Genomic DNA, 19,959 nt, shown 5'->3' on the forward strand with positions numbered 1-19,959 from the left:
CTCCCAGTGCTTAAATTTTGAACAGTTCATTAGGCCAAGAGCCTGCATTTAGGATTGATAAAATAATAGCACTTCATTAAAAGTTACAGTATGAACAAATTTATTGGAATCGACATTAGTAAACAAACCTTTGATGTTTCCTTTTCTGAAAATGGGCAGGAAGTATTCGACAACAATCAAAATGGTTTTAAAAAGTTGCTGAAACACATTGATAATAGCATCGGAGTGGTAATGGAAGCCTCTGGCCCTTATTATCTGAACCTGGCTACTTTTTTGTTCAATAAAAATATCCAAGTATTTGTGGTAAACCCTTTAAAGGTTAAACGTTTTAGCCAAATGAACTTCAACCGTGCCAAAACAGACAAAAAAGATGCAGAGGTTATCCGCAACTATGCCTTGAAGATGGAGGAAGATATGAAAGAATGGAAACCTGAACCCAGGCATATCAAAGATATGAAGCAGCTTCATAGTTCTATTGAATTATTGAACAAGCAGTTGTAACAAACAAAGAACCAGTTAGGAGCTTTTGAAGACAGTGGTTCTGTCTGCAAAGAGCTGGGGAAAAGTTTTAAAAGTATCCTGAAAAAATTGGAAAAAGAGAAGGGAAAATTGGAAGGACAAATGCTTGTCCTGGGTAAAGAAGAATATAAACAAACCCTAAGATCACTTACTTCCATTCCTGGGATAGGAGATAAAACGGCTATTATGTTGATTGCCATTACCGCTGATTTTGACAAATTCGAACATTATAAACAACTGATTGCTTATGTAGGATTTAGTCCCAGAATATACCAATCGGGCACCAGCATCAAGGGAAAAGGACATATATGTAAAATGGGAAAGTCCCAGATAAGGAAATTACTATATATGTGTAGCTGGACAGCTAAAAGGTACAATAAGGGCTGTGCGGAAATGTATGAGCGATTGAGAAAGAAAGGAAAACCGGAAAGGGTAATTAAAATAGCTATCGCCAATAAGCTCTTAAAACAAGCTTTCGCGATTGCTAAAAACAAAACAGTATTTGATGAAAATCATCAGCCAAAAGTTTGTTTTTAAGCACAGTTCATTCTGAGGTGAAGCCGTAGGAATCTCATAATGTTAGTTAATAGATTGCGTCGGTCATTTTACTCCCTCGCAGTGACTTGTTAAAGTTATCGCAAGTATAACGAATCGGTATGCTATTTAAAATCGGTCTTCAAATAAAGTCTTTCCACTTTTTCCCGAGCCCATGGAGTTTTCCTTAAAAATTTAAGACTGGATTTTATGGTAGGATTGCTTTTAAAACAATTAATATTGATTCGGTCGGCGAGTCCATCCCAACCGTAATGCTTTTGCAGTTCTTCTACGATAGTAGCCAGTTTTATTCCGTGTAATGGGTTGTTTGGTTGTGATTCCATAGTTAATATTCTTGAATTACCTTATGTCATTTCGACCAGCGGGAGAAATCTCTTTTGAAACTAGATTTCTCAGTCGTTTCACTTCTTCGAAATGACAATTGAAAGATTATTTCATTCTAAACTTGTTTCAAAGCCTATTCAGAGATTTATCAATTGTCCATTTTCAATTATAAATTAAGAACTATACTTTCTTTACAAATTTAGTAAGTATCACAATCTGTTGCCCTTCTACTTTTCCTTCAATTTGTTCCGCGTTATCATGAACCAGGGAAACTCTTCTAACGGCAGTTCCACGTTTTGCTGTTAAACTGGAACCTTTTACATTAAGATCTTTGGTTAGGACCACGGTATCTCCAGCTTCTATAATTGCACCATTACTGTCTTTATGCACAACAATATTTTCAGATTTCTCTTCCTGCACACCCGCTTTGGCCCATACTTTTACATCATCTTCCATATACATCATATCCAGAAGGTCTTGCGGCCAGCCTTCAGCTTTTAATCTGTTCAGCATTCTCCAGGCCATGACCTGAACTGCCGGAATTGTGCTCCACATACTGTCATTTAAACAACGCCAGTGATTTGGTTGAACCTTTTCTGGATCTTCTATCTGCTCTTTACAGGTCTCACAAATTAGGATACTACTTTCATGTCCTTCTTCAGGAGAATTCGGAACTTCAAAAACATTTAGATCGTTTTTATTTCCGCATAATTCACAAGTAGCATCACTGCGCTGTCTTAATTTTTCTTCAATAGTCATTAAAAGGGAGTTTGCCTGCAAAGATAGATTAAACTGAAAGTACAACCAGTCCTACCGGTTTTATATTTTTTAAGACCGTCTCTGAATTTTTTTATTGATTTTAATTATCAATTCTATTTAAATTGGAAGTTGCAAAACAATTTAGTTTTAATCGTTTCTCTCGTTCATTTTTTCCATCGATGAAAAAACGAACCAAAAAAATCTAGGCTTACTAAAATTTATCAAAATTTATTGTTCTACATCTAAATTTTAGGAACTCGCCAATTAAATGGAACTAATTAGAAGAAATTTTCTGAAGCTCAAACAGCCTAAAATTTTACGGTGTATTCACTTCAAATTTTATGAAAAATTTTCGATAGACCAGGAGTATATATGAGACTATAAATTCAAAAATTGCAAATAATTATTTTTTTGAATTAATGTATTTCATCACTCTCTCCTCCAGAATTGGCAACGTGACCACACCTTCTTCCAGGATCACTTCATGAAATTTCCTAATATCGAAATCGGCGCCTAGTGCTTTTTCTGCTTTTTTTCGTAATTCCCGAATCTTTAATTCCCCGATTTTATAGGAAACTGCCTGTCCCGGCCAGGAAATATATCGGTCAACTTCAGTATTGATCTCATGGATAGAAAGTGCGGTATTTCTCTTCATAAAATCTACCGCCTGTTCCCTGGTCCATCCTTTCGCGTGAATTCCGGTATCTACTACCAGTCGGCAGGCACGCCACTGTTCATAGGTTAGCTTTCCGAAGATTTCATAGGGATTGCGATAGATGCCCATTTCTTCGGCTAAAAATTCTGCATATAATCCCCAGCCTTCTCCAAAAGCAGAGATGTAAAAGTTTCTTCTGAATTTAGGGATTTCTTCTCCCAGTTCATTGTTCAGGGAAATTTGTAGATGATGCCCGGGAACTGCTTCATGCGCCGTAAGTGACGGTAACACATATTTTGGTCGGCTGGGGAGATCATAGGTATTCACCCAGTAATATCCCGGTTGCGTGTCATTGGAAGCGCCAATATATCTTCCCGTGGTATATTTTGGGGCGATAGCTGGTGGAACTTCAGCAACACCATAAGGTTTTCGCGGTAATTTGTTGAAATACGCCGGTAATTTGGCATCGATTCTTTTAGCAATATCTCTAGCAAACATGAGCAATTCCCCGGGAGTTTTTGCGTAGAACTGTTCATCTGTTCTTAGAAAATCAAAGAATTCTGAAAATGTGCCTTTAAAGCCAGTTTCAGCCATTACTTTTTTCATTTCTTTATTAATGCGTTTCACTTCAGATAGGCCTATATTGTGGACTTCATCTGCACTTAGATCGAGCGTGGTATAATATTCTAAAAGATAATCATAGTATTCTTTGCCATTGGGTGTTTCAGAAACGCCCAAAACTTTCCTGGTCTTCGGAAAATATTCTGTTTCAAAAAACTTTTTAATCCTTCTGAATTCAGGAATTACATTTTTAGTGATCGCCTTTTCTGCAGCAGTTAAAACCGAGTCTTTTTGTTTTTGAGATAAGGTTGCTGGTAAATTTCGGAAAGGTTGGTAGAAATAACTGTCTTTATAATTTTCTGTAATCTGACTGTCATACGTGTTTTCATAACCTTCAAAAATTATGAGGGGCTGTGTGATGCCTTCTTTTAAACCTTCGCGAAGCAAAAGAAAATGCTGGTCTACATAGGTTGGAATTGCATTTAATTTATTCAAATAAGCTTTTACCTGAGCATAATTATTGAGATCACGAATATGATAATTCAGACTTAAATGAAAACCTGCGTCAGAAAGTAACGGATTTAAATAAGCCTTAAATTCATAGGTTTTCACCGTATTTTTTAGATCATACTTTAGAAGATCGGCAGAAATGTTTTGAGATGCGGAGAGCTTTTCAGGTTCAAGATCATTTAAATCTTTCAGCAGTTTTTTGGCGAATTCAGCTTCCTTTTTATAGTGCTTTTCAGAATACAATCCTAGAGGATACTCTGAGCGCTGGTAGGGTTGATGATCCTGAAATTTTTGAATGACCTTTTTAAGCTGTATAGAATCTTGTTGAGCTAAAACTGAAGTGGAGAAAAGTATAAAAATGAATAGAAAAGCCGAAAACAATCGCATAAAGAGAATTTTTTCTAAATATAATAATTGTAAATCCTTCGCTTTATTAAAATTGAATATTCGTCAACCTAAACTTGTTTGACTTCGTTGAATCTTCGATTTCAGGGTTTCAATTTGTGCTAATAAATTATGTTCTTAATAGATTCTAAAACTAGTTCAGAATGAAAAATAGAATTTTCGAATAATATTAATTACCTAAAATGCGAGACCAAAGTCTTGGAAGAAGGGCTTTTGCATCGGTGAGTTCCTTTTCAGTTTCTGTTGCGATTAATTCACCGTTTTCCTCTGATAACTTATAACTGAAGATAAATGGGGCGGCAGGATCTTCAATATCCATTTTACCGAATCTAAGATCGTTGAAATAAAGATTTCCATTTTCCTTGGAAAAAGTGTACCAGCCCTCGCTTATCTGTATCAATCTGTGGAGGTTTGGATCGTCCTCAATTTCTTCGGCCAATTTGTAATTTTTCGGAACGCTATAAAAACTGATGGGTTGTGTATCAAAAACTGAATAGTTTCCAATAAGAAAAGCTTCTTCCGTTTCTATATTTGCCGTCCATAATATAGTATTCAGCGGAGTTGGTCTTGTGTCTATTCTGTGATACTCGATGTTCTGAGCCTCCAAAGCATTTTCAAATTTCTGAAAAGTGTAAATCTTTAAACCTATAGTAATTATCAAAAGATAGATACTGCTAATTATAAGGCCGAGCCGGTTGTATTTTTTTCGTTTAGGGTCGGTTCTTTTTAATCGCATTGGCAGAATGAGAAATATCAAAAAAGGAAGGGTATACAAAGGGTCTATTACAAAGATATTTTTGTAGGCCAGTCGAAGATCAAAAGGCCAGAATAACTGTGTTCCCCAGGTGGTATGCGCATCAAGTAATGGGTGCGTGAACAAGCCCCAGAACATCAACCACGACCAGTTTTTCCAATTGGCTTCAGATTTTGATTCGATCTTTGAAATAATCCATCCAAAGAGAGGAGCAAAAATGATCGCAAATATGATGGAATGTGAAAATCCACGATGGATTTCAATCGAAGTGATCGTATCGAAAAAATTACCAATAAAGGTGTCGAGATCTGGAATTGTACCGGCAATCGCCCCATAAAGCATCGCTTTATTACCGACTTTTTTACCAAGTACTGCTTCACCAACAGCAGCTCCTAAGACGATTTGGGTAAGTGAATCCATGGTGTAAATATAAGGGCTTAATTAGAGATTGTTTCGCTTTGCTCGCAGTGACATTGATTATCGGTTGTCATCGTGAATGCAATGAAGCGATCTCAGGGTGAGACTGCTTCAGTCGTAAACTTCTTGTAGTGCCTCTCAGTTTTAATTTGTCATTCCAAGCGCAGTCGAGGAATCTCACTCCTCCACAATTTTCATCTTCCTTAATAAAAAAGAAGCATTCATATTCTGGCAAATTCCATCTTTTAAATGATAGTCAAAATGAAGTTCGTCGTTTACGATTTCGGCATCAAAATAGAAATTTTTAACCTCCTCTAATTCTTCACTTATTTCACAGAGACTAAGATCATGAGTGGCGATAATTCCGGTGGAATGACTGCCTACGAGTCTTTGCACAAATTTTCGGGATCCAATTGCCTTATCTGTACTGTTGGTACCTTTCAGGATTTCATCCAGGATAATAAAATAATTCTCTGTCTGAATTTTATCAACAATAAATTTCAGTCGTTTCAATTCTGAAAAGAAATAAGATTCATCATCACCTAACGAGTCACTGGTACGCATACTCGTGATAAGCTTGATAGGAGCATAGCTGCAACTTTCAGCGCAAACAGGAAGCCCAATATTTGACATCACGATCTGTAGGGCCACCGTTCTTAAAAATGTACTTTTTCCGGCCATATTTGCCCCGGTAATTATAAAGAACTGTTTCCCATCTATTTCAAAATGATTGTCAACACGTTTATTTGGGTCGAGTAGGGGATGTCCCAGATTTTTAGCTTTGATGCCCTGATCTCCAGATACAATTTCCGGGAATATATAGTGCTGATGATTAAAAGCAAAATTCCCCAAACTGTTATATGCATCGGTTCTTTCTACCGCTTCAAACCAACGTTCAACTGCGGTGTGATGATGCTCGATCCATTTTTCCAGGCGGTAACTTTGTCTAAGGTCCCATAGTAGAAATCCATTTCCGAAAATTCCAAAAAGCAAATTATTTCGTTGATCCAGGGCGTCGATAGCTTTTGAAAATTCCTTTAAAATATCGGAAGCTTTTTTGGACTCTGAAGAAATAGAATTCTTCACTTCCTGCATTAATTCTGAATTGAACTCTTCTGTCTCCAGAAATCCCAGTAACTGGTGGTATTGCTGAAAAGTTTCCTGTACTTTACTAACGGTTCCTGAAAGTTCATTAATTTTCTTCAGAAAAACTCCGGTAATAAGGACTCCAATGAAGAACCATAACAGCACCTGGGAAAACCCGATAATATCAAAATAGAAGATGGTGAGCACAGCAATAGAAAGCACTGAAAATAGTATTGGCAGCCACTTCATGTATTTTGGAACAAAACTTTTATAGTTCCTAATCCAGTTGAGAATAAACTTAGAATCGGTTTCGGTCTTTACAAGGGTCGCGGTCGCGGAATAATTCTGTCTCCAATCTGCTTTTGAGGCAAGCTCTTTAACTGCTTCCTGTTTCTTAATAATATCAAGGGTTTTATTGGCGAGCAGTATTTTAGCTAGTCTGGCTTTTCCTTCTTTTAAGGCCGTTCTATTCAAAAACTGAAAAAAGGATTTCTTGCCAAAAAGATCTATATCTCTGGAAAACTCATGATTTTCAGGATCGAATTTCTTTCCGTCTGGCAGATCTGAAAAATCTCTTGTTCGTATAATTTTTAATTCCTGATCATTGATATCGATCAATGCCAGTAACTTCTCTTTTTTCTTTTTCAGGTCTGAATGCCTGGAAACAAGAAATATGAAAACAGCCAAAAATGCAATAGCCAGAGGTAGCAAAACTGTAATATTTCCGAAGAAAAAATAGATGGATGCACAAATTGCCAAAAAGGCTGCTAATCTCAACGTACTGGACAAAACCAGTTTTTTGGAGATAGTGCTTTTTAATTCGGAATACTTTGTTTTTCGTGAGGAGTAAAATTCTTCAGCTTCTGTCATTATAAATCTTCAAGTTCTTTTTTCAGTTTTATGGTAAGTCCGTTTACTACCAGCTCGTAAGAATGGTCTATCAGTTCAAAAACCAGTTTTGAATCCAGCCTGCCGTCCAAAATCAATGTATTCCAATGTTGTTTATTCATATGGTAACCCGGAAGAATATGTTCTGCAAATTCTTCTCTTAGCTCAATCACCCTTTCAGGATCACATTTAAGATTTGCCCGTAGCGGAACCTCGTCCAGGGAAACAAGGGAGAACATTTTGCCCATTACTTTAAGCACAAGAACATCTGGCCCAAAAGGAAGCCCTTCGGTTACCCCTTTTTTATTAAGACAATAATCTCTGAAAGTGTCGATGTTCATAGGTTTCTGCTCCGAAGAGATTTCTCACTACGTTCGAAATGACATTATTTTGTCATTCCGATTCCGATGAAATCGGGAGAGGAATCTCTTTTGTTATTGATTCTCAATTTTTTCATTCTCTGAATCTTCAATTGTCAAAGCCGTATAATCCAGTTTCCAGCCGATGGTTTCCACGATCTTTTCCATTAAAACAATGGTGTCCAGCGCTTCTTTTCGAGCCTGATCCATGAGACCGCTTTGAGGAATTTTGTCTACAATTGCTTTTTTCGCATCCCGGTTAATATCGGTAAGATCTGAAGTTGTAAAAGGATTCGCCCATCCTTCCCGTTTATCGTAATATTTGAAATCTGTTTCAATCGTTAATAATTCTGGCTGAGGAAAATTGGTAAGAATGATCTTTTTATGCTCGTTATCACTGTCCATTCTAATCTTGCTAAGATCAAAACCAATGTGCGCTTTCGCAGTAACTAATACGATCGCTTTTTTCTTTCCGAGGACAAGGCTCAAATATTTTTCCTTCATGTTCTCGTAATGATAGATCTCAGAAAAGTCACCTTCTATACTGATGAATTTACAAACGCTTTTAATCTTATCCATCAAAACAACAGACTGCTCGCTAGTTTTCAATTTTGAGCGGTCTTTGTTGAAAGCGGTAAAAATAAAATAAGCAATAACGGCACCAACGGCCAGTCCTATAAAGAGTAATTCCATATTATTTTCCTATTTCTCCCAGATGGGTAAATTTAAAGCCTTTTTCGAACTTCAGTCCGTATCCCAGTAAGCGGTCAAAACTGGAGTGAGCGAATAAAATGATGCCGGCAACTTCCAGTTCCTGCAATTTAAGATAATATCCAAGTAAGCCAATGAGAATTGCAAGGCCTTTATGGTGAAAGATATTATAGAAAAATGCACCCCATTTATTATTCATCAAATAACCTAACATTCCAATATCGGGAATAAAAAATAGTCCGAAGAACCACCACCAGCTGAAGTCCTGAAGACTGAACGCCCAAATGCCAAATAACAGCATGGCTAGTTCTTCCAGTTTTAAGCTTATTTTCATTAGTCAATTATTTTATACAAAACCGGCTTGCAAGGTGCAGCGTCATTTTCAAACGAAGCGGGCTGAAGATTTAAAAAATACTCCCCATCCTCAATTTTATTGGGAACATAGATCAATTCAGTAATAGTCGCATCAAACCGTGTGTTCTTCGGATAATCCCAAAACGCTCTATGCGCCAGTAATTTTCCGTCGTCCTTTTCTTTATCTACTGAAGGCTGATCTGTGAGAAAATGTTTGATCCCAAGTTCCCTGATCAGGATCATCGCATCTTCTTCAATATAAGGCCAGTTTGTATGTGAATGATCTTTAGAGATCTTTCCAATGTAGTTTGGAAGTGTCCTGATAACCAAAGCTTCCGTATCTATATTTTTAAGTTTTTCTGAAATCTGTTTTTTTGTAAAAACGAGATTGTCTCCTTTTTGCTGAGGTTCCAAAGAAATAAGTTCTGCCTTAAAAAAGAAAGTTTTCAGGTGTTGCTGAATGGTGTTTAACTCAGAACTTATATGTCCAACACATTCGGTATGCGTAGCATGTGCATGCGGATTGAACCAAATACTATTGAAATTCACCGAAGATCCCTTGCTGACTTTCTCGATAAAATCACCATCGATCACTGGCTCTATTTCCGGGTGTTGTAGATACCAGGCCATGGGATTCTTGTTGTCACCACGCAGGCTGATAGAAATATCCAGAGGTTTTGAGAAATCTATTTTATATGAATGGCCTTTGTGGCTTATACTGGCTAACATTTTATTCGATTAATGTTAACAAATGTAATGTTGTTAATTGAAAAATTTCGATAGAGTTGGAAATAAGATTTAACAGTTCTGCAACTGCTTAAAATAGATCCTTGATTTGGAGTTTTTCAATTAAATTAATACAAAACCTTAAATGTTTTTAGCCAGGTTTTTATCAGGATCTTGCCAGGTGTTGAATATTGCATAAATTATTATACTTTTTTCAACTATTTCATAGACAATTATATAGGGAAAGCGTTTTATAAATGCTTCGCGGTAAGGTTTTCTTTTTTCTGGAAAATGAAACGGCTCAGATTGTATGCGGTCAAAATAGGTCTCTAAGTGTTTTAAAAATTCTTCTCCCAATCCTGTACGCTTAGATTCGTAAAATTTGTACGCATTAGCAACATCTTCATTTACTTCATCAATGAAATCCAGGTTGTATTTCATTTCTTATGTGGATTCTTGGCATTTTGCATTAATTTAGATCTGCTAATTGCTTTGGTCTTGCCCTCTTGAAATTTCTCCCTTCTTTCTCTTATAATTTTATATTGTTCATCACTCAAATTAGATTTCCCCTGCTGTTTAATTTGATATTTTTCAGTAAGTTCTTTTACCATCTCAAGCAAATCATCATCAGCGTTATTCATATATTCTATAACAGTTTCACGCAATTTTGTAGTTTTCATATCTTAGGATTTAAAAGACGATCTAAGTCCGATTATTATTTTTGGAATTTAAATTCTAACTTCCTAAAATGAATAAATTCTTTCTAATTTACAATTTCTAAAATAAACAGGAATAATTATAAACAGTTTAAAATCAGGCTTTCTTTATAATAATTTCAATCTATATAAAAAAGTTCTGCAGCGATCCCGTCACTTAAAAATTTGCCTTCTGAAGTAATATGAAAAGTGTTTTCAGTTTTTTTGATAAGTCCGTCTTTCAGAAATTTTTCGGATTCTTTTAAAAAATGACCTCTATATTTTTCTCCAAATTTCTCCTGAATATCGCTGGCACAAACGCCAAATTTGGTTCGGAGTCTGGTCATTACAAATTCGTTATAAGAATCGGTTACCGAAAGTTTTTCTGTTTGCTGCGGAATTTTATCCTGTTCCAGAGATTTAATATAGAGTGCATTATTACTGATATTCCACTTTCTGGAAGAGCCATCGTAAGAATGTGCTGAAGGTCCTATTCCTAAATATGATTTACCCAACCAATACGCCATATTATTTTGAGAATGATAGCCCGGTTTTCCATAATTGGAAAACTCATAGTGCTCAAATCCGTTTGAGGTAAGGGCGTTCACCAGAATATCAAATTGCTCACGGTATTGTTCATCGTTAACAGGTTTTACTTTTCCTTTTTCGATGAACTTTTCTAAAGCCGTTTTTGGCTCTACCGTAAGGGCATAGCTCGAAATATGCGGAATATCGAGTTCAAGTGCTATCTTTAGATTTTCTTTCCATTGTTCATTAGACTGACCGGGAATTCCGTAAATAAGATCGATGCTGATATTATCAAAATACCGCCTCGCTAATTGCAATGATGCCAGAGCTTCCTGGGCATTATGTGCGCGGTTCATTAATTTGAGATCTGCTCCAAAAAATGACTGAACTCCAATACTCAATCGGTTTACCGGAGATTTGTCCAGCACTTTGATGACTTCTTCTGAAAGATCATCAGGATTCGCTTCAAGTGTAATTTCAGCATCTTTAGAAACTTCATAATATTCAAAGATGGTTTTGAAGATCGAGTCTAATTCTTCCGAATTTAATAGGGAAGGAGTTCCTCCTCCAAAATAGACGGTTTGAATAGTTTGGCCTATTTCATCTTTTCTAAGCTCAAGCTCTTTGCAAAGCATTTCAACCAATTCTGATTTCTTCTTTGTGGAGGTAGAAAAGTGAAAATCACAATAATGACAGGCCTGTTTGCAAAAAGGAATATGGATATAAATTCCAGACATTATTTGAAGATTTGAAAATTGATTAATTTGAAAATGCTAATATTCAAATTTTCAAATTGGTTCATTATCTAATTTTTTTTGGGTTTTGCTTTACAAATGCGTCCCAGCCAGTGTAACTTTTACCAATTTCAGTTTTGCCGGAATTATAGAAATGGCAAACCGCAGCGGCAAGTCCATCGGTGGCATCCAGGTTTTTAGGAAGTTTTCCAATGTTCAACTGACTTTGTAGCATTCTCGCCACTTGTTCTTTACTGGCATTTCCGTTTCCTGTAATGGCCATTTTAATCTTTTTAGGAAGGTATTCCGTGATGGGAACCTCTCTGGAAAGTCCGGCGGCCATGGCAACTCCCTGCGCACGCCCCAGCTTGAGCATGGATTGAACGTTCTTGCCAAAAAAGGGAGCTTCAATCGCAATCTCATCGGGATGGTAATTGTCAATAAGTTCGATGGTTCTTTCAAAGATCAGTTTCAGCTTTACGTAATGATCTTTGTATTTGCTTAGCTGAAGTTCATTCATTTGGATAAAACTCATTTTTTTGTTCTCCACTTTGATAAGTCCGAAACCCATAATAGTGGTTCCCGGGTCAATACCAAGAATGATTCTTTCGCTTTTCAAAACTGACTTTTCCGAAGATTTGCTCACAAAAATTACCTAATTTGGGACTTTCACAAAGCTAAACAATTCTGTGTTGGCAGCACCAAACTTATAAGTTATGCTTTTGCTGATCTTTTTTGCATTAATTACCGCAGCTTATCTGGGACTAGTGGTTGCATTCATTTTTGGATGGAATAAAGTGCCTGAATTTCGTCTAACAGGAATGGCTTCAGAAAACACATTTTCTATCATCATACCATATAGAAATGAAGCTGAAAATTTACCGCGACTTTTCAAATCACTTAGCAATCTGAATTATCCCAGTAGGAAATTTGAAATTATACTGGTAAATGATGCTTCCAGAGATGATTCAAAAATTTTAGCTGAATCATTTCAAAATGATTTTCAGGAATTAAATATCCAATTACTCGAAAATAGTAGAAAAACGAATTCTCCAAAAAAGGATGCGATAAAAACCGCTATAGAGATTTCCAGGTTTGATTATATCGTCACGACCGATGCCGATTGTGTAGTTCAATCAAAATGGTTACAGTTTTTTGATGAAAGCATTCAACTTTCAAATCCTAAAATGATAGCCGGGCCGGTAGGTTTTATTCAGCAACCAGGAATTAAGAAGCCTTATTTTCAGAATTTTGAAGAGATGGATTTTATGAGTCTGCAGGCTTCTACTGTTGGTTCCTTCGGAATTGAAAAAGCATTTATGTGCAATGCTGCAAATATGTGCTATGAGAAAGAAACATTTTTTAAAGAGGCAGGGTTTGATGAAAACGAGTCAATTGCCAGTGGTGATGATGTGTTTTTGCTACAGAATTTAAGAAAAAAAGGAGTGAAGGTTTCTTATATAAAATCTAAAGAAGCAGCAGTTTTTACCAATTATCAAAAGAGTTTAAAAGATCTTTTAAATCAGCGAATTCGGTGGGCAGCGAAAACTTCATCTTATTCCAGTGTTTTTGCGAAATTCACGGCAGTAGTTGTGTTCTTAATGAATTTATCGTTGATTGTTTTTACAGGATTAGCGTTTTTAAAACTGATTCCATATCAATTTTTGATGCTGGTATTTCTCCTGAAATTTAATGCCGATTTTATCCTGATCTATAAATCGGCAAAATTTATGAATCGCGAAAACTTGATGCGCCATTATTTATGGTGTAGTATGGTGTATCCTTTTTTTACTGTTTTTGTGGCAGGGCTTTCAGTTTTTAAGGGCTATGAATGGAAGGGGAGACGGTTTCGAAAATAATTGAGAATTGATAATGGACAATTGACAATGAGATTTCTTTGGCTTCGCCTTGGAATGATGGATCCCAAAAACGTTACAAGCAAGGAGTAAAGCGACTGGAGTAGTTCAACTCAGAGATTCCTCGACTGCGCTCGGAATGACACACTTTGAACGTCACTGCGAGGAAGTGAAACGACCGACGCAGTCTTGTACTTCCAACTTCGTCGTTCTAACCTTGTACTTCAGTTTATTCTGCTTTAACAACCACCGGCATTTTGAAGACCGTAGAAACGGGAATTCCGCGTTTACTTGCCGGGTAAATTTTTGGAAGCGAATCTATACTTTGCCTTAGCCATTGTTCAATTTTGGGTAATTGGTTGGTCACGATAGTATCTACTTTTACAGAATCTATCTGTGGTTTACCATTCTTGGTAATTTCAAGATAAATAAAGATCGTGTCGTTAATACTTTCAGTTACTACTGGTTGCTGACTTGATAAAAATGAATAAATAGTAGTAGCGACTGTTCGTTCAAAGCAATTTTTGGCTGCAGCGAGTTCCGTTTCATTCTGGCAGTTTTCGAAAGCGGGATATTCATCTACTTCTTTCCAGTTAAGAGAACGGGACTCCTGTTCTAAAACATCTTCAGAAGAGATTTTTTTAGTTTCAAAATTGCAGGAAGTTAGCATTAGGGTAACTACAAAAAGTAAAACTTTTTTCATTGGCAATCCGCTTTCGGATTCCAAAAATAGTGAAATATAGCAGGTTAGTAAAAATTGCAAGAATTAAAATATTTATTGCATATCCGTAAAGCGTCCTAAACTGATAAATGTCGTCATTCTGAACTTGGTTGAGAATCTCGGTACGTTAGTAATTATAACAGAAACTAGAGACCCTGAAATAAATTCAGGGTGACGAAATAACCATAGAAGGAAAAACGGATATACAAAAATGTTGCAATCCAAGGCTTAACTCTCAAATTTATAGTTTTCAGGTAAAATCGAACTATTTAGCCTGATGTATCTCACTCTTAAGTTCACTAATACGATATTTTGCTACAGAGATCATATCATTTCTGCCAGATTTCCCATACTTCTCGATATATGCTTCATATAAGTTCAGCACCGCTTCCTGATCTTCAAAATAAGCATCGGCGGCTATAGCACGCTCTAATAGCGCCCGTTCGTTTTCAGGATTTTCTTCCAGTGCCGCATTAAAATTATTAAAAGCGCTTTTAAAATCTTCCTGTCTTTTAAAAGTCAGCCCGATATTAAGATATTCCCGGTCTACAGGTTGTTTTTTTATAAGTAAAGCCATGGTAAAATGCTGTTGTGCTTTTTCAACCTCGTTGGTTTTAAGGTAAAGAGCACCAAGATTGGAATGTACCGCAATGTTCATATCGTTAATATCCAACAACATTTTATAGGTTTTAATAGCTTTTTCAAGTTGTGAGGTTACACGATATGCTTTTGCGAGTTTTTCCAGGATAAATTCTGAACTTTCGCCGAGTTTTAATAGTTTTTCATAGGGAGGAATTGCTTTCTCGAATTGCAACGAAGCAGAATATGCCTGTCCTAAAATGGACAATAAAGATACATTATTTGGACGCACTTCTAGACCGGAATTACACCAGGAAATAGCGTTATAAGGTTTACCATTTTTTAAATGATGCTTTGCTGCCTTATATAAAGCTCCCTGATGTGTAAAATCTTTACTTATTGTTTTAAAAAAGTATTTTATTGCTGTAGTGTCTTTTTTTTTCTCCTTCACCAAACCTAATCTATAATGAAAACCTGCGTTTTCAGGATATTTTTCACTTAGATCACTAAAAAGGCTATCTGCCAGATCCAGATTTCCGGTCTTCAGGAGTAGTTCGCCATAATCTATAGCAGTAAGTACCCGTTCCGGATTTTGATTCAGCACACTTTGATAATGTCTCAGGGCTTCTTCATTTTGCCCATTTTCCTGCTGAAATTTTGCTAATTTTAAATGTATCCTTTCAGTCTTCGGCTCAGTTTTCTGAAGTAATTCGATAGCTTCATTCTGCTTTCCAAAAGAATAAAGGCTATCCGCTGTCTTTATATCTTCCTCCTGGGAATAAAATGACAGCGAACAGCCTAAAATTAAAAGTATTGTCAATCTAATTTGCACAGATAATCTTTATGAATTCTAACCTTTTTTATCTTCCTCTTCAGGTACCGCAAACGCGATAGGCAAAGAATACATAATTGCAACATCATTACCATCTTTTTGACCTGGTTGCATTTTAGGAAGACTATTTACCACCCGGGTTGCTTCATTTTGCAAAACTTCTCTAACCTCTGCTACGTCAGCCAGAGAGCGCGAACGTACATCAGTGATATTCCCGCTATTATCAATTTTAAACTGAACAACGATTCGGCTAACTCCTTCAATATTGAATTCCTTGCCTAAAGACGTGTTGAAATTCGTATTTACGTGATCGGTAATCTTCTGAACCGTGCAATCTTTTAATTCATTACCATCCAGTTGTTCGCACCCGGGATAGGCTGGAACCTGGTCTACCACCGCAAAGGGAATAGCATCTGTTTCCTGACTCAATCCCCCGACGGAAATTAGTGTGAATATTAAAGTAATTGTGTAATAATTAAAAAGTATTTTCATGATTAAAATTTTAAGATTATTCTGCAACTTTAAAAGCAATAGGTAAAGAGTACATTACACTAACGGCTCTGCCTTTTTGTTCTCCCGGTTGCATCTGAGGTATATTTGAGATCACTTTTTTAGCTTCGTCTTCAAGTTCAGGATGTGCTGCCCTTGCCTTGATATCTGCAATAGCTCCGGTTTCATCTATTCTAAATTGTACAATTACACGATTCAACCCGGTTAAACCTAATTTTTTTCCTAAAGAGGTATCGAAGTTTTTACTTACGAACTGTGAGATTTTATCGCTCATACATTTCTTTTGGACCTCATTTGAACCTAAATTTTCACAACCGGGGAACACAGGAACCTGGTCTACAACAGCAAAAGGTACTTTAGCAAGGCCGTCTCGTGGGAAACTTTCAACTATTTTTCCATTTGCTTGTGCTTCTTTATCTAATAGTTCTTCTCTCTTTTCTAATAATTGCAAAAATTGCTCTTTTTCCTCTTGTGACAGACTTTCTTTGTTTTCCAGATGAACTTTTAGTTTAGCAATGATTTCTGAAGTAGTTGTTTCCGGCATTTCTGAGTCTAGATCTGCTGAATTGTCTTCGGAACAAGCAACATAAGTCAGCATGAGCATCATTAAAGGTATAATGATTAAAAATTTGAATTTTGAAAGTCTGGATGATTTGTTTTTCTGTAACATAAATATTCGTTTTTTGATTAATGAATGATTAAAAAATTGATTGATAAATGAAATGTTTTGAGTGCTAAAAGCGGTGTTTAGCAGTTGCTCGTAATAGGTTTTTTTGGCAGTTGTTTTTACAACTTCTTTATCGGCAATGAATTCGTGTACGCCTGCAATCCTGGTTTGATAGATATAAACTAACGGATTAAACCAGAAGATAATTTTCAGCAATTCAAAGAATACAAGATCTAAGCTGTGCTTTTGTTTTACATGTACCATTTCATGTGATAAAATTTGATCCTTTTCTTCGTTAGAGAGCTGATCTCCTAAAAATATGGTATTAAAAAAAGTATAAGCAAGGTTAGAATTTGGGATTTCAATGATCTTAAAATTCCTTTCTTCAGCTATTTTATTTAAACTGAATAATTTATTGAGTCTGTAATATTTTTTAAAAAACAGGAATAAACTGGCACAAACTCCTAAAATATAAGTTGCGAGCCACCAGTTGATAGAAAATGTACTTTCTTCTGAAACTACCACGGTGGGCAAAATTTCTATCGCAGATTCTCTGGTTCCTATAAAAACCTCCGGTAAATTAATCCGGGCATTCGCCGGTACTACCTCTACAAGAAATTCTAGTCTTAAAAGAGGTAAAACCAATGCCAGGACCGGGGTTAGCAAAAGATAAATTCTATTGTAATTGAAAAAGGTTTCGTTTTTCAAAAACATATCATATACCAGTAAAAAAACCAACTGGAATACTATTACCTGTATAGTATATTCTAGTATCATTTTTTCTCTTCTTTATTTATTTCCTTTAAAATACTTTCCAGGTCCTGACTACTCATATCGTTCTTCTTCATAAAAAACGACACCATACTTTTAAATGAACCGTTGAAATAATTATCCATCAACTGGGTCATGCTCTGGTTGCTGTAAGTTTCTTTCTGCACCAGCGGAAAGTATATATAACCCCTGCCTTCCTGTCTATGACCTACGAATTCTTTATTTTCCAGGATCCTGACAATAGTAGATGCAGTGTTATATGCCGGTTTAGGTTCTGACATCTCCTCAATGATGCTGGCTACATTCGCTTCCTTTAAATCCCAAAGAATTTGCATGATCTCTTCCTCGGCTTTGGTTAATTGTTTCATTGATGAATGAATTTGTTTCTGCTAATATAAACTAAGTTTTTAGTTTAAACTAATATTTTAGTTAAAAATTGAAATTAAGTTGTTTATCTTCGTGGTGATATTTTTTAATTTGGATTCGAATATTGTTATATCGTCCTGCTGAACTTGTTTCAGCATCTCTCCTGAATTATATGTTATTTAAATAAGAGAGACCCTGAAATAAATTCAGGGTGACGCTAAGCTTTAAGGATCATAAGCATATTTAAGAAAATGGAAATAATCTTATTAATAGTGGCTGGTTTATTTATGATTTTGGGGGTGCTGGGGAGTTTTCTGCCCGTGCTTCCGGGAGTACCTCTTAGCTGGATTGGTTTATTGATCTTTTATCTTATCCCCGGTATTGGTATCAACTATTTATTCTTAGGGATTACACTAGCAGTGGCAATACTTTTCTATATTCTGAATCTTATAATCCCTGCTTTGGGAACTAAAAAGTTTGGGGGAAGCAGGAAAGGAATGATAGGTGCCACAATTGGTCTTGTGGTTGGAATTTTTGTTCCTTTTCCATTTGCGATTCTTGTTTGTCCTTTTATAGGAGCTTTTATTGGGGAAATTTTAAATAAAAGTAATTCCAGGGCTGCAGGGAAAGCAGCGTTTGGATCTTTTCTCGGACTGTTAGCCTCCAGTTTTATGGAATTCATTGTTAGTTTCGCTTTTTTAATACTATTCCTTTATCAGTTCTGGAGTTATAAGGAAATTATTTTCTAGAAAAGGCTTATAGAGATCAGTAGTTAAGTGCATATAATTTTAGAATTATATAAAACTGATTACGAAAGTCATAAAAATAACTCTTTTATAAGTTTGAATGCAGTTGAGAACTATTGGTCAGGTATATTTAGGTTTCGACTTCGCTCAACCTGACATTTACAAATCTAATTAAATATTGAATATGAAACTATCTACTGAACTCTAATGGCTTATTTTCAGAAACCTATAAATAAGCTTACTTTTGCAAAAAATTAAAGGAATGTTGGATTTTATTGTGGTTGGAGCTGCACAGGCGGGATTGGCTATGGCACATTATCTGCAAAAACAAGGGAAAAATTTCCTGGTGGTAGATAAAGAGTCAGAGATCGGTGCTTCCTGGCTTAACCGATGGGATTCCCTTACTTTATTTACTCCTTCGGAATTTAATAATATGCCTGGAATGGAATTTCCGGCGGAAAAAGGACATTATCCCAGTAAGACCGAAGTTGCTGCCTATTTTCAGGATTATATAGAAGAGTTTCAGATCTCTGTTCAGCTAAATACGCTGGTTGAAAATATTACGCATCATGATGATCATTTTATTCTGAAGACTTCGCAAGGGGAATTAAAATCACGAAATGTGGTGGTTGCTACCGGGCCATTTCATATTCCTTATACTCCGCCGTTTTCAAAAAAAATAAATAAAGACATTTTTCAAATTCACAGTAATTTCTATAAAAATCCGAATCAACTTCAGGAAGGTAAGGCGATGGTGGTGGGAGCCGGAGATAGCGGTTTTCAGATTCTTGATGAAGTTTCTCAGGATGATCGCGGAGTTTATTTTTCGGGTACAACCGATGTAAAAGTGCTTCCGCAGGAAATATTGGGAAAAACTTTGTGGTGGTGGTTTACAAAATCTGGCTTTCTAAGTTTTAGTCGTGATACCTGGTTGGGTAAAAAGATTTCGAAATCAAGGCAACCGGTGATTGGAACACCTGTTAAGGAGATACTGGAAAGAACAAATGTAGAATCGGTTGGAAACACTAAAAATGCTGAGGGTGACCTGGTAGTGACCGAAAAGAGAAAGATCACCGACCTTAAGAATATCATCTGGGCTACCGGTTATCGTCCTAATTTCAGCTGGATTGAAGGATTAGAATTAGGAAAAAATGGCTACCCAAAACATTACAGGGGAGTAAGTAATATTGAAGGTCTTTATTTTATAGGTCTTCCCTGGCTACATACCAGAGGATCGGCGACCCTGGGTGGAATCAAGAGGGATGCGAGGTATCTTGCCGATTATATAAGCCAGACCAAATAAAAAAGAAGTTTCGCTTCACTTAGGTGAAAGTAATTTCATACTTACAATAATATTGCATAAATTTATTA

23 protein-coding genes are annotated in these 19,959 nt (G+C 36.2%); 5 read left to right on the forward strand and 18 right to left on the reverse strand.

Annotated elements, in window-relative coordinates:
- The first annotated feature begins 90 nt into the window (after positions 1-90).
- Both GFO_RS17185 and GFO_RS17190 read left to right on the forward strand, forming a co-directional pair.
- The gene (locus GFO_RS17185) at positions 91-501 is read left to right on the forward strand and encodes an IS110 family transposase (RefSeq protein ID WP_011707986.1); all 411 of its coding nucleotides are present in this window, start codon (positions 91-93) and stop codon (positions 499-501) included.
- Between the two features lie 87 nt (positions 502-588).
- Positions 589-1,056, forward strand: coding sequence for an IS110 family transposase (locus tag GFO_RS17190; protein ID WP_011707987.1), 468 nt, complete (start codon positions 589-591; stop codon positions 1,054-1,056).
- A gap of 122 nt (positions 1,057-1,178) precedes the next feature.
- On the opposite strand, the gene GFO_RS00295 is transcribed toward GFO_RS17190, so the two are convergent.
- The 13 genes from GFO_RS00295 to ruvC form a co-directional block, all read right to left on the reverse strand.
- Positions 1,179-1,397, reverse strand: coding sequence for a VF530 family protein (locus GFO_RS00295; RefSeq protein ID WP_011707988.1), 219 nt, complete (start codon positions 1,395-1,397; stop codon positions 1,179-1,181).
- Positions 1,398-1,578: 181 nt separating this feature from the next.
- Complete coding sequence (locus GFO_RS00300; protein WP_011707989.1) at positions 1,579-2,157, reverse strand: PhnA domain-containing protein; 579 nt, start codon at positions 2,155-2,157, stop codon at positions 1,579-1,581.
- Positions 2,158-2,560: 403 nt separating this feature from the next.
- Positions 2,561-4,270, reverse strand: coding sequence for a DUF885 domain-containing protein (locus GFO_RS00305; protein WP_011707990.1), 1,710 nt, complete (start codon positions 4,268-4,270; stop codon positions 2,561-2,563).
- A gap of 187 nt (positions 4,271-4,457) precedes the next feature.
- On the reverse strand, positions 4,458-5,462 hold the full coding sequence (locus GFO_RS00310) for a metal-dependent hydrolase (protein WP_011707991.1): 1,005 nt from the start codon (positions 5,460-5,462) through the stop codon (positions 4,458-4,460).
- A gap of 174 nt (positions 5,463-5,636) precedes the next feature.
- Positions 5,637-7,415 (reverse strand): MutS-related protein, encoded by a 1,779-nt coding sequence (locus GFO_RS00315; protein ID WP_011707992.1) that lies wholly within the window; start codon positions 7,413-7,415, stop codon positions 5,637-5,639.
- The gene (locus GFO_RS00320) at positions 7,415-7,774 is read right to left on the reverse strand and encodes an MmcQ/YjbR family DNA-binding protein (RefSeq protein ID WP_011707993.1); all 360 of its coding nucleotides are present in this window, start codon (positions 7,772-7,774) and stop codon (positions 7,415-7,417) included. The genes GFO_RS00315 and GFO_RS00320 overlap by 1 nt, the downstream gene beginning before the upstream one ends.
- A 93-nt stretch (positions 7,775-7,867) precedes the next feature.
- Entirely contained in the window at positions 7,868-8,485 is a 618-nt protein-coding gene (locus GFO_RS00325; RefSeq protein ID WP_011707994.1) for a DUF4230 domain-containing protein, read from the reverse strand.
- A gap of 1 nt (position 8,486) precedes the next feature.
- Positions 8,487-8,837 (reverse strand): DUF4260 domain-containing protein, encoded by a 351-nt coding sequence (locus GFO_RS00330; RefSeq protein WP_011707995.1) that lies wholly within the window; start codon positions 8,835-8,837, stop codon positions 8,487-8,489.
- Positions 8,837-9,586, reverse strand: coding sequence for a cyclase family protein (locus tag GFO_RS00335; protein WP_011707996.1), 750 nt, complete (start codon positions 9,584-9,586; stop codon positions 8,837-8,839). The genes GFO_RS00330 and GFO_RS00335 overlap by 1 nt, the downstream gene beginning before the upstream one ends.
- Positions 9,587-9,724: 138 nt before the next feature.
- Positions 9,725-10,024 carry a type II toxin-antitoxin system RelE/ParE family toxin gene (locus GFO_RS00340; protein ID WP_011707997.1) on the reverse strand — a complete coding sequence of 100 codons (300 nt, stop codon included), beginning with the start codon at positions 10,022-10,024 and terminating at the stop codon, positions 9,725-9,727.
- Positions 10,021-10,263 carry a hypothetical protein gene (locus tag GFO_RS00345; protein WP_011707998.1) on the reverse strand — a complete coding sequence of 81 codons (243 nt, stop codon included), beginning with the start codon at positions 10,261-10,263 and terminating at the stop codon, positions 10,021-10,023. The genes GFO_RS00340 and GFO_RS00345 overlap by 4 nt, the downstream gene beginning before the upstream one ends.
- A gap of 155 nt (positions 10,264-10,418) precedes the next feature.
- Positions 10,419-11,543, reverse strand: a complete 1,125-nt coding sequence (gene hemW, locus GFO_RS00350; protein ID WP_011707999.1) for a radical SAM family heme chaperone HemW — start codon at positions 11,541-11,543, stop codon at positions 10,419-10,421.
- Positions 11,544-11,607: 64 nt separating this feature from the next.
- Positions 11,608-12,159 carry a crossover junction endodeoxyribonuclease RuvC gene (ruvC, locus tag GFO_RS00355; RefSeq protein ID WP_041249956.1) on the reverse strand — a complete coding sequence of 184 codons (552 nt, stop codon included), beginning with the start codon at positions 12,157-12,159 and terminating at the stop codon, positions 11,608-11,610.
- A gap of 97 nt (positions 12,160-12,256) precedes the next feature.
- On the opposite strand from ruvC, the gene GFO_RS00360 reads away from it, so the two are divergent.
- A complete protein-coding gene (locus GFO_RS00360) occupies positions 12,257-13,399 on the forward strand; it encodes a glycosyltransferase family 2 protein (protein ID WP_011708001.1) in 1,143 nt (380 codons plus the stop codon).
- Between the two features lie 226 nt (positions 13,400-13,625).
- Here the strand turns inward: GFO_RS00360 and GFO_RS00365 are convergent, their stop codons facing one another.
- From GFO_RS00365 to GFO_RS00385, 5 genes are all read right to left on the reverse strand, one after another.
- Positions 13,626-14,099: a hypothetical protein gene (locus tag GFO_RS00365; RefSeq protein ID WP_041249957.1), complete on the reverse strand. Its 474-nt coding sequence runs from the start codon at positions 14,097-14,099 to the stop codon at positions 13,626-13,628.
- A 283-nt stretch (positions 14,100-14,382) separates the two neighbouring features.
- The gene (locus GFO_RS00370) at positions 14,383-15,516 is read right to left on the reverse strand and encodes a tetratricopeptide repeat protein (RefSeq protein ID WP_049792056.1); all 1,134 of its coding nucleotides are present in this window, start codon (positions 15,514-15,516) and stop codon (positions 14,383-14,385) included.
- 30 nt (positions 15,517-15,546) lie between these two features.
- Positions 15,547-16,020 (reverse strand): energy transducer TonB, encoded by a 474-nt coding sequence (locus GFO_RS00375; RefSeq protein WP_011708004.1) that lies wholly within the window; start codon positions 16,018-16,020, stop codon positions 15,547-15,549.
- Positions 16,021-16,036: 16 nt separating this feature from the next.
- A complete protein-coding gene (locus tag GFO_RS00380; RefSeq protein ID WP_011708005.1) occupies positions 16,037-17,482 on the reverse strand; it encodes a M56 family metallopeptidase in 1,446 nt (481 codons plus the stop codon).
- Positions 17,479-17,844 (reverse strand): BlaI/MecI/CopY family transcriptional regulator, encoded by a 366-nt coding sequence (locus tag GFO_RS00385; RefSeq protein ID WP_011708006.1) that lies wholly within the window; start codon positions 17,842-17,844, stop codon positions 17,479-17,481. The genes GFO_RS00380 and GFO_RS00385 overlap by 4 nt, the downstream gene beginning before the upstream one ends.
- Before the next feature lie 249 nt (positions 17,845-18,093).
- Here GFO_RS00385 and GFO_RS00390 point away from each other — a divergent pair, with 249 nt between their 5' ends.
- The gene (locus GFO_RS00390) at positions 18,094-18,591 is read left to right on the forward strand and encodes a DUF456 domain-containing protein (protein WP_011708007.1); all 498 of its coding nucleotides are present in this window, start codon (positions 18,094-18,096) and stop codon (positions 18,589-18,591) included.
- A gap of 259 nt (positions 18,592-18,850) precedes the next feature.
- Complete coding sequence (locus GFO_RS00395; protein ID WP_011708008.1) at positions 18,851-19,891, forward strand: flavin-containing monooxygenase; 1,041 nt, start codon at positions 18,851-18,853, stop codon at positions 19,889-19,891.
- Positions 19,892-19,959 lie beyond the last annotated feature (68 nt).

The sequence above is a fragment of the Christiangramia forsetii KT0803 genome (assembly GCF_000060345.1).
Lineage (GTDB): Bacteria > Bacteroidota > Bacteroidia > Flavobacteriales > Flavobacteriaceae > Christiangramia > Christiangramia forsetii.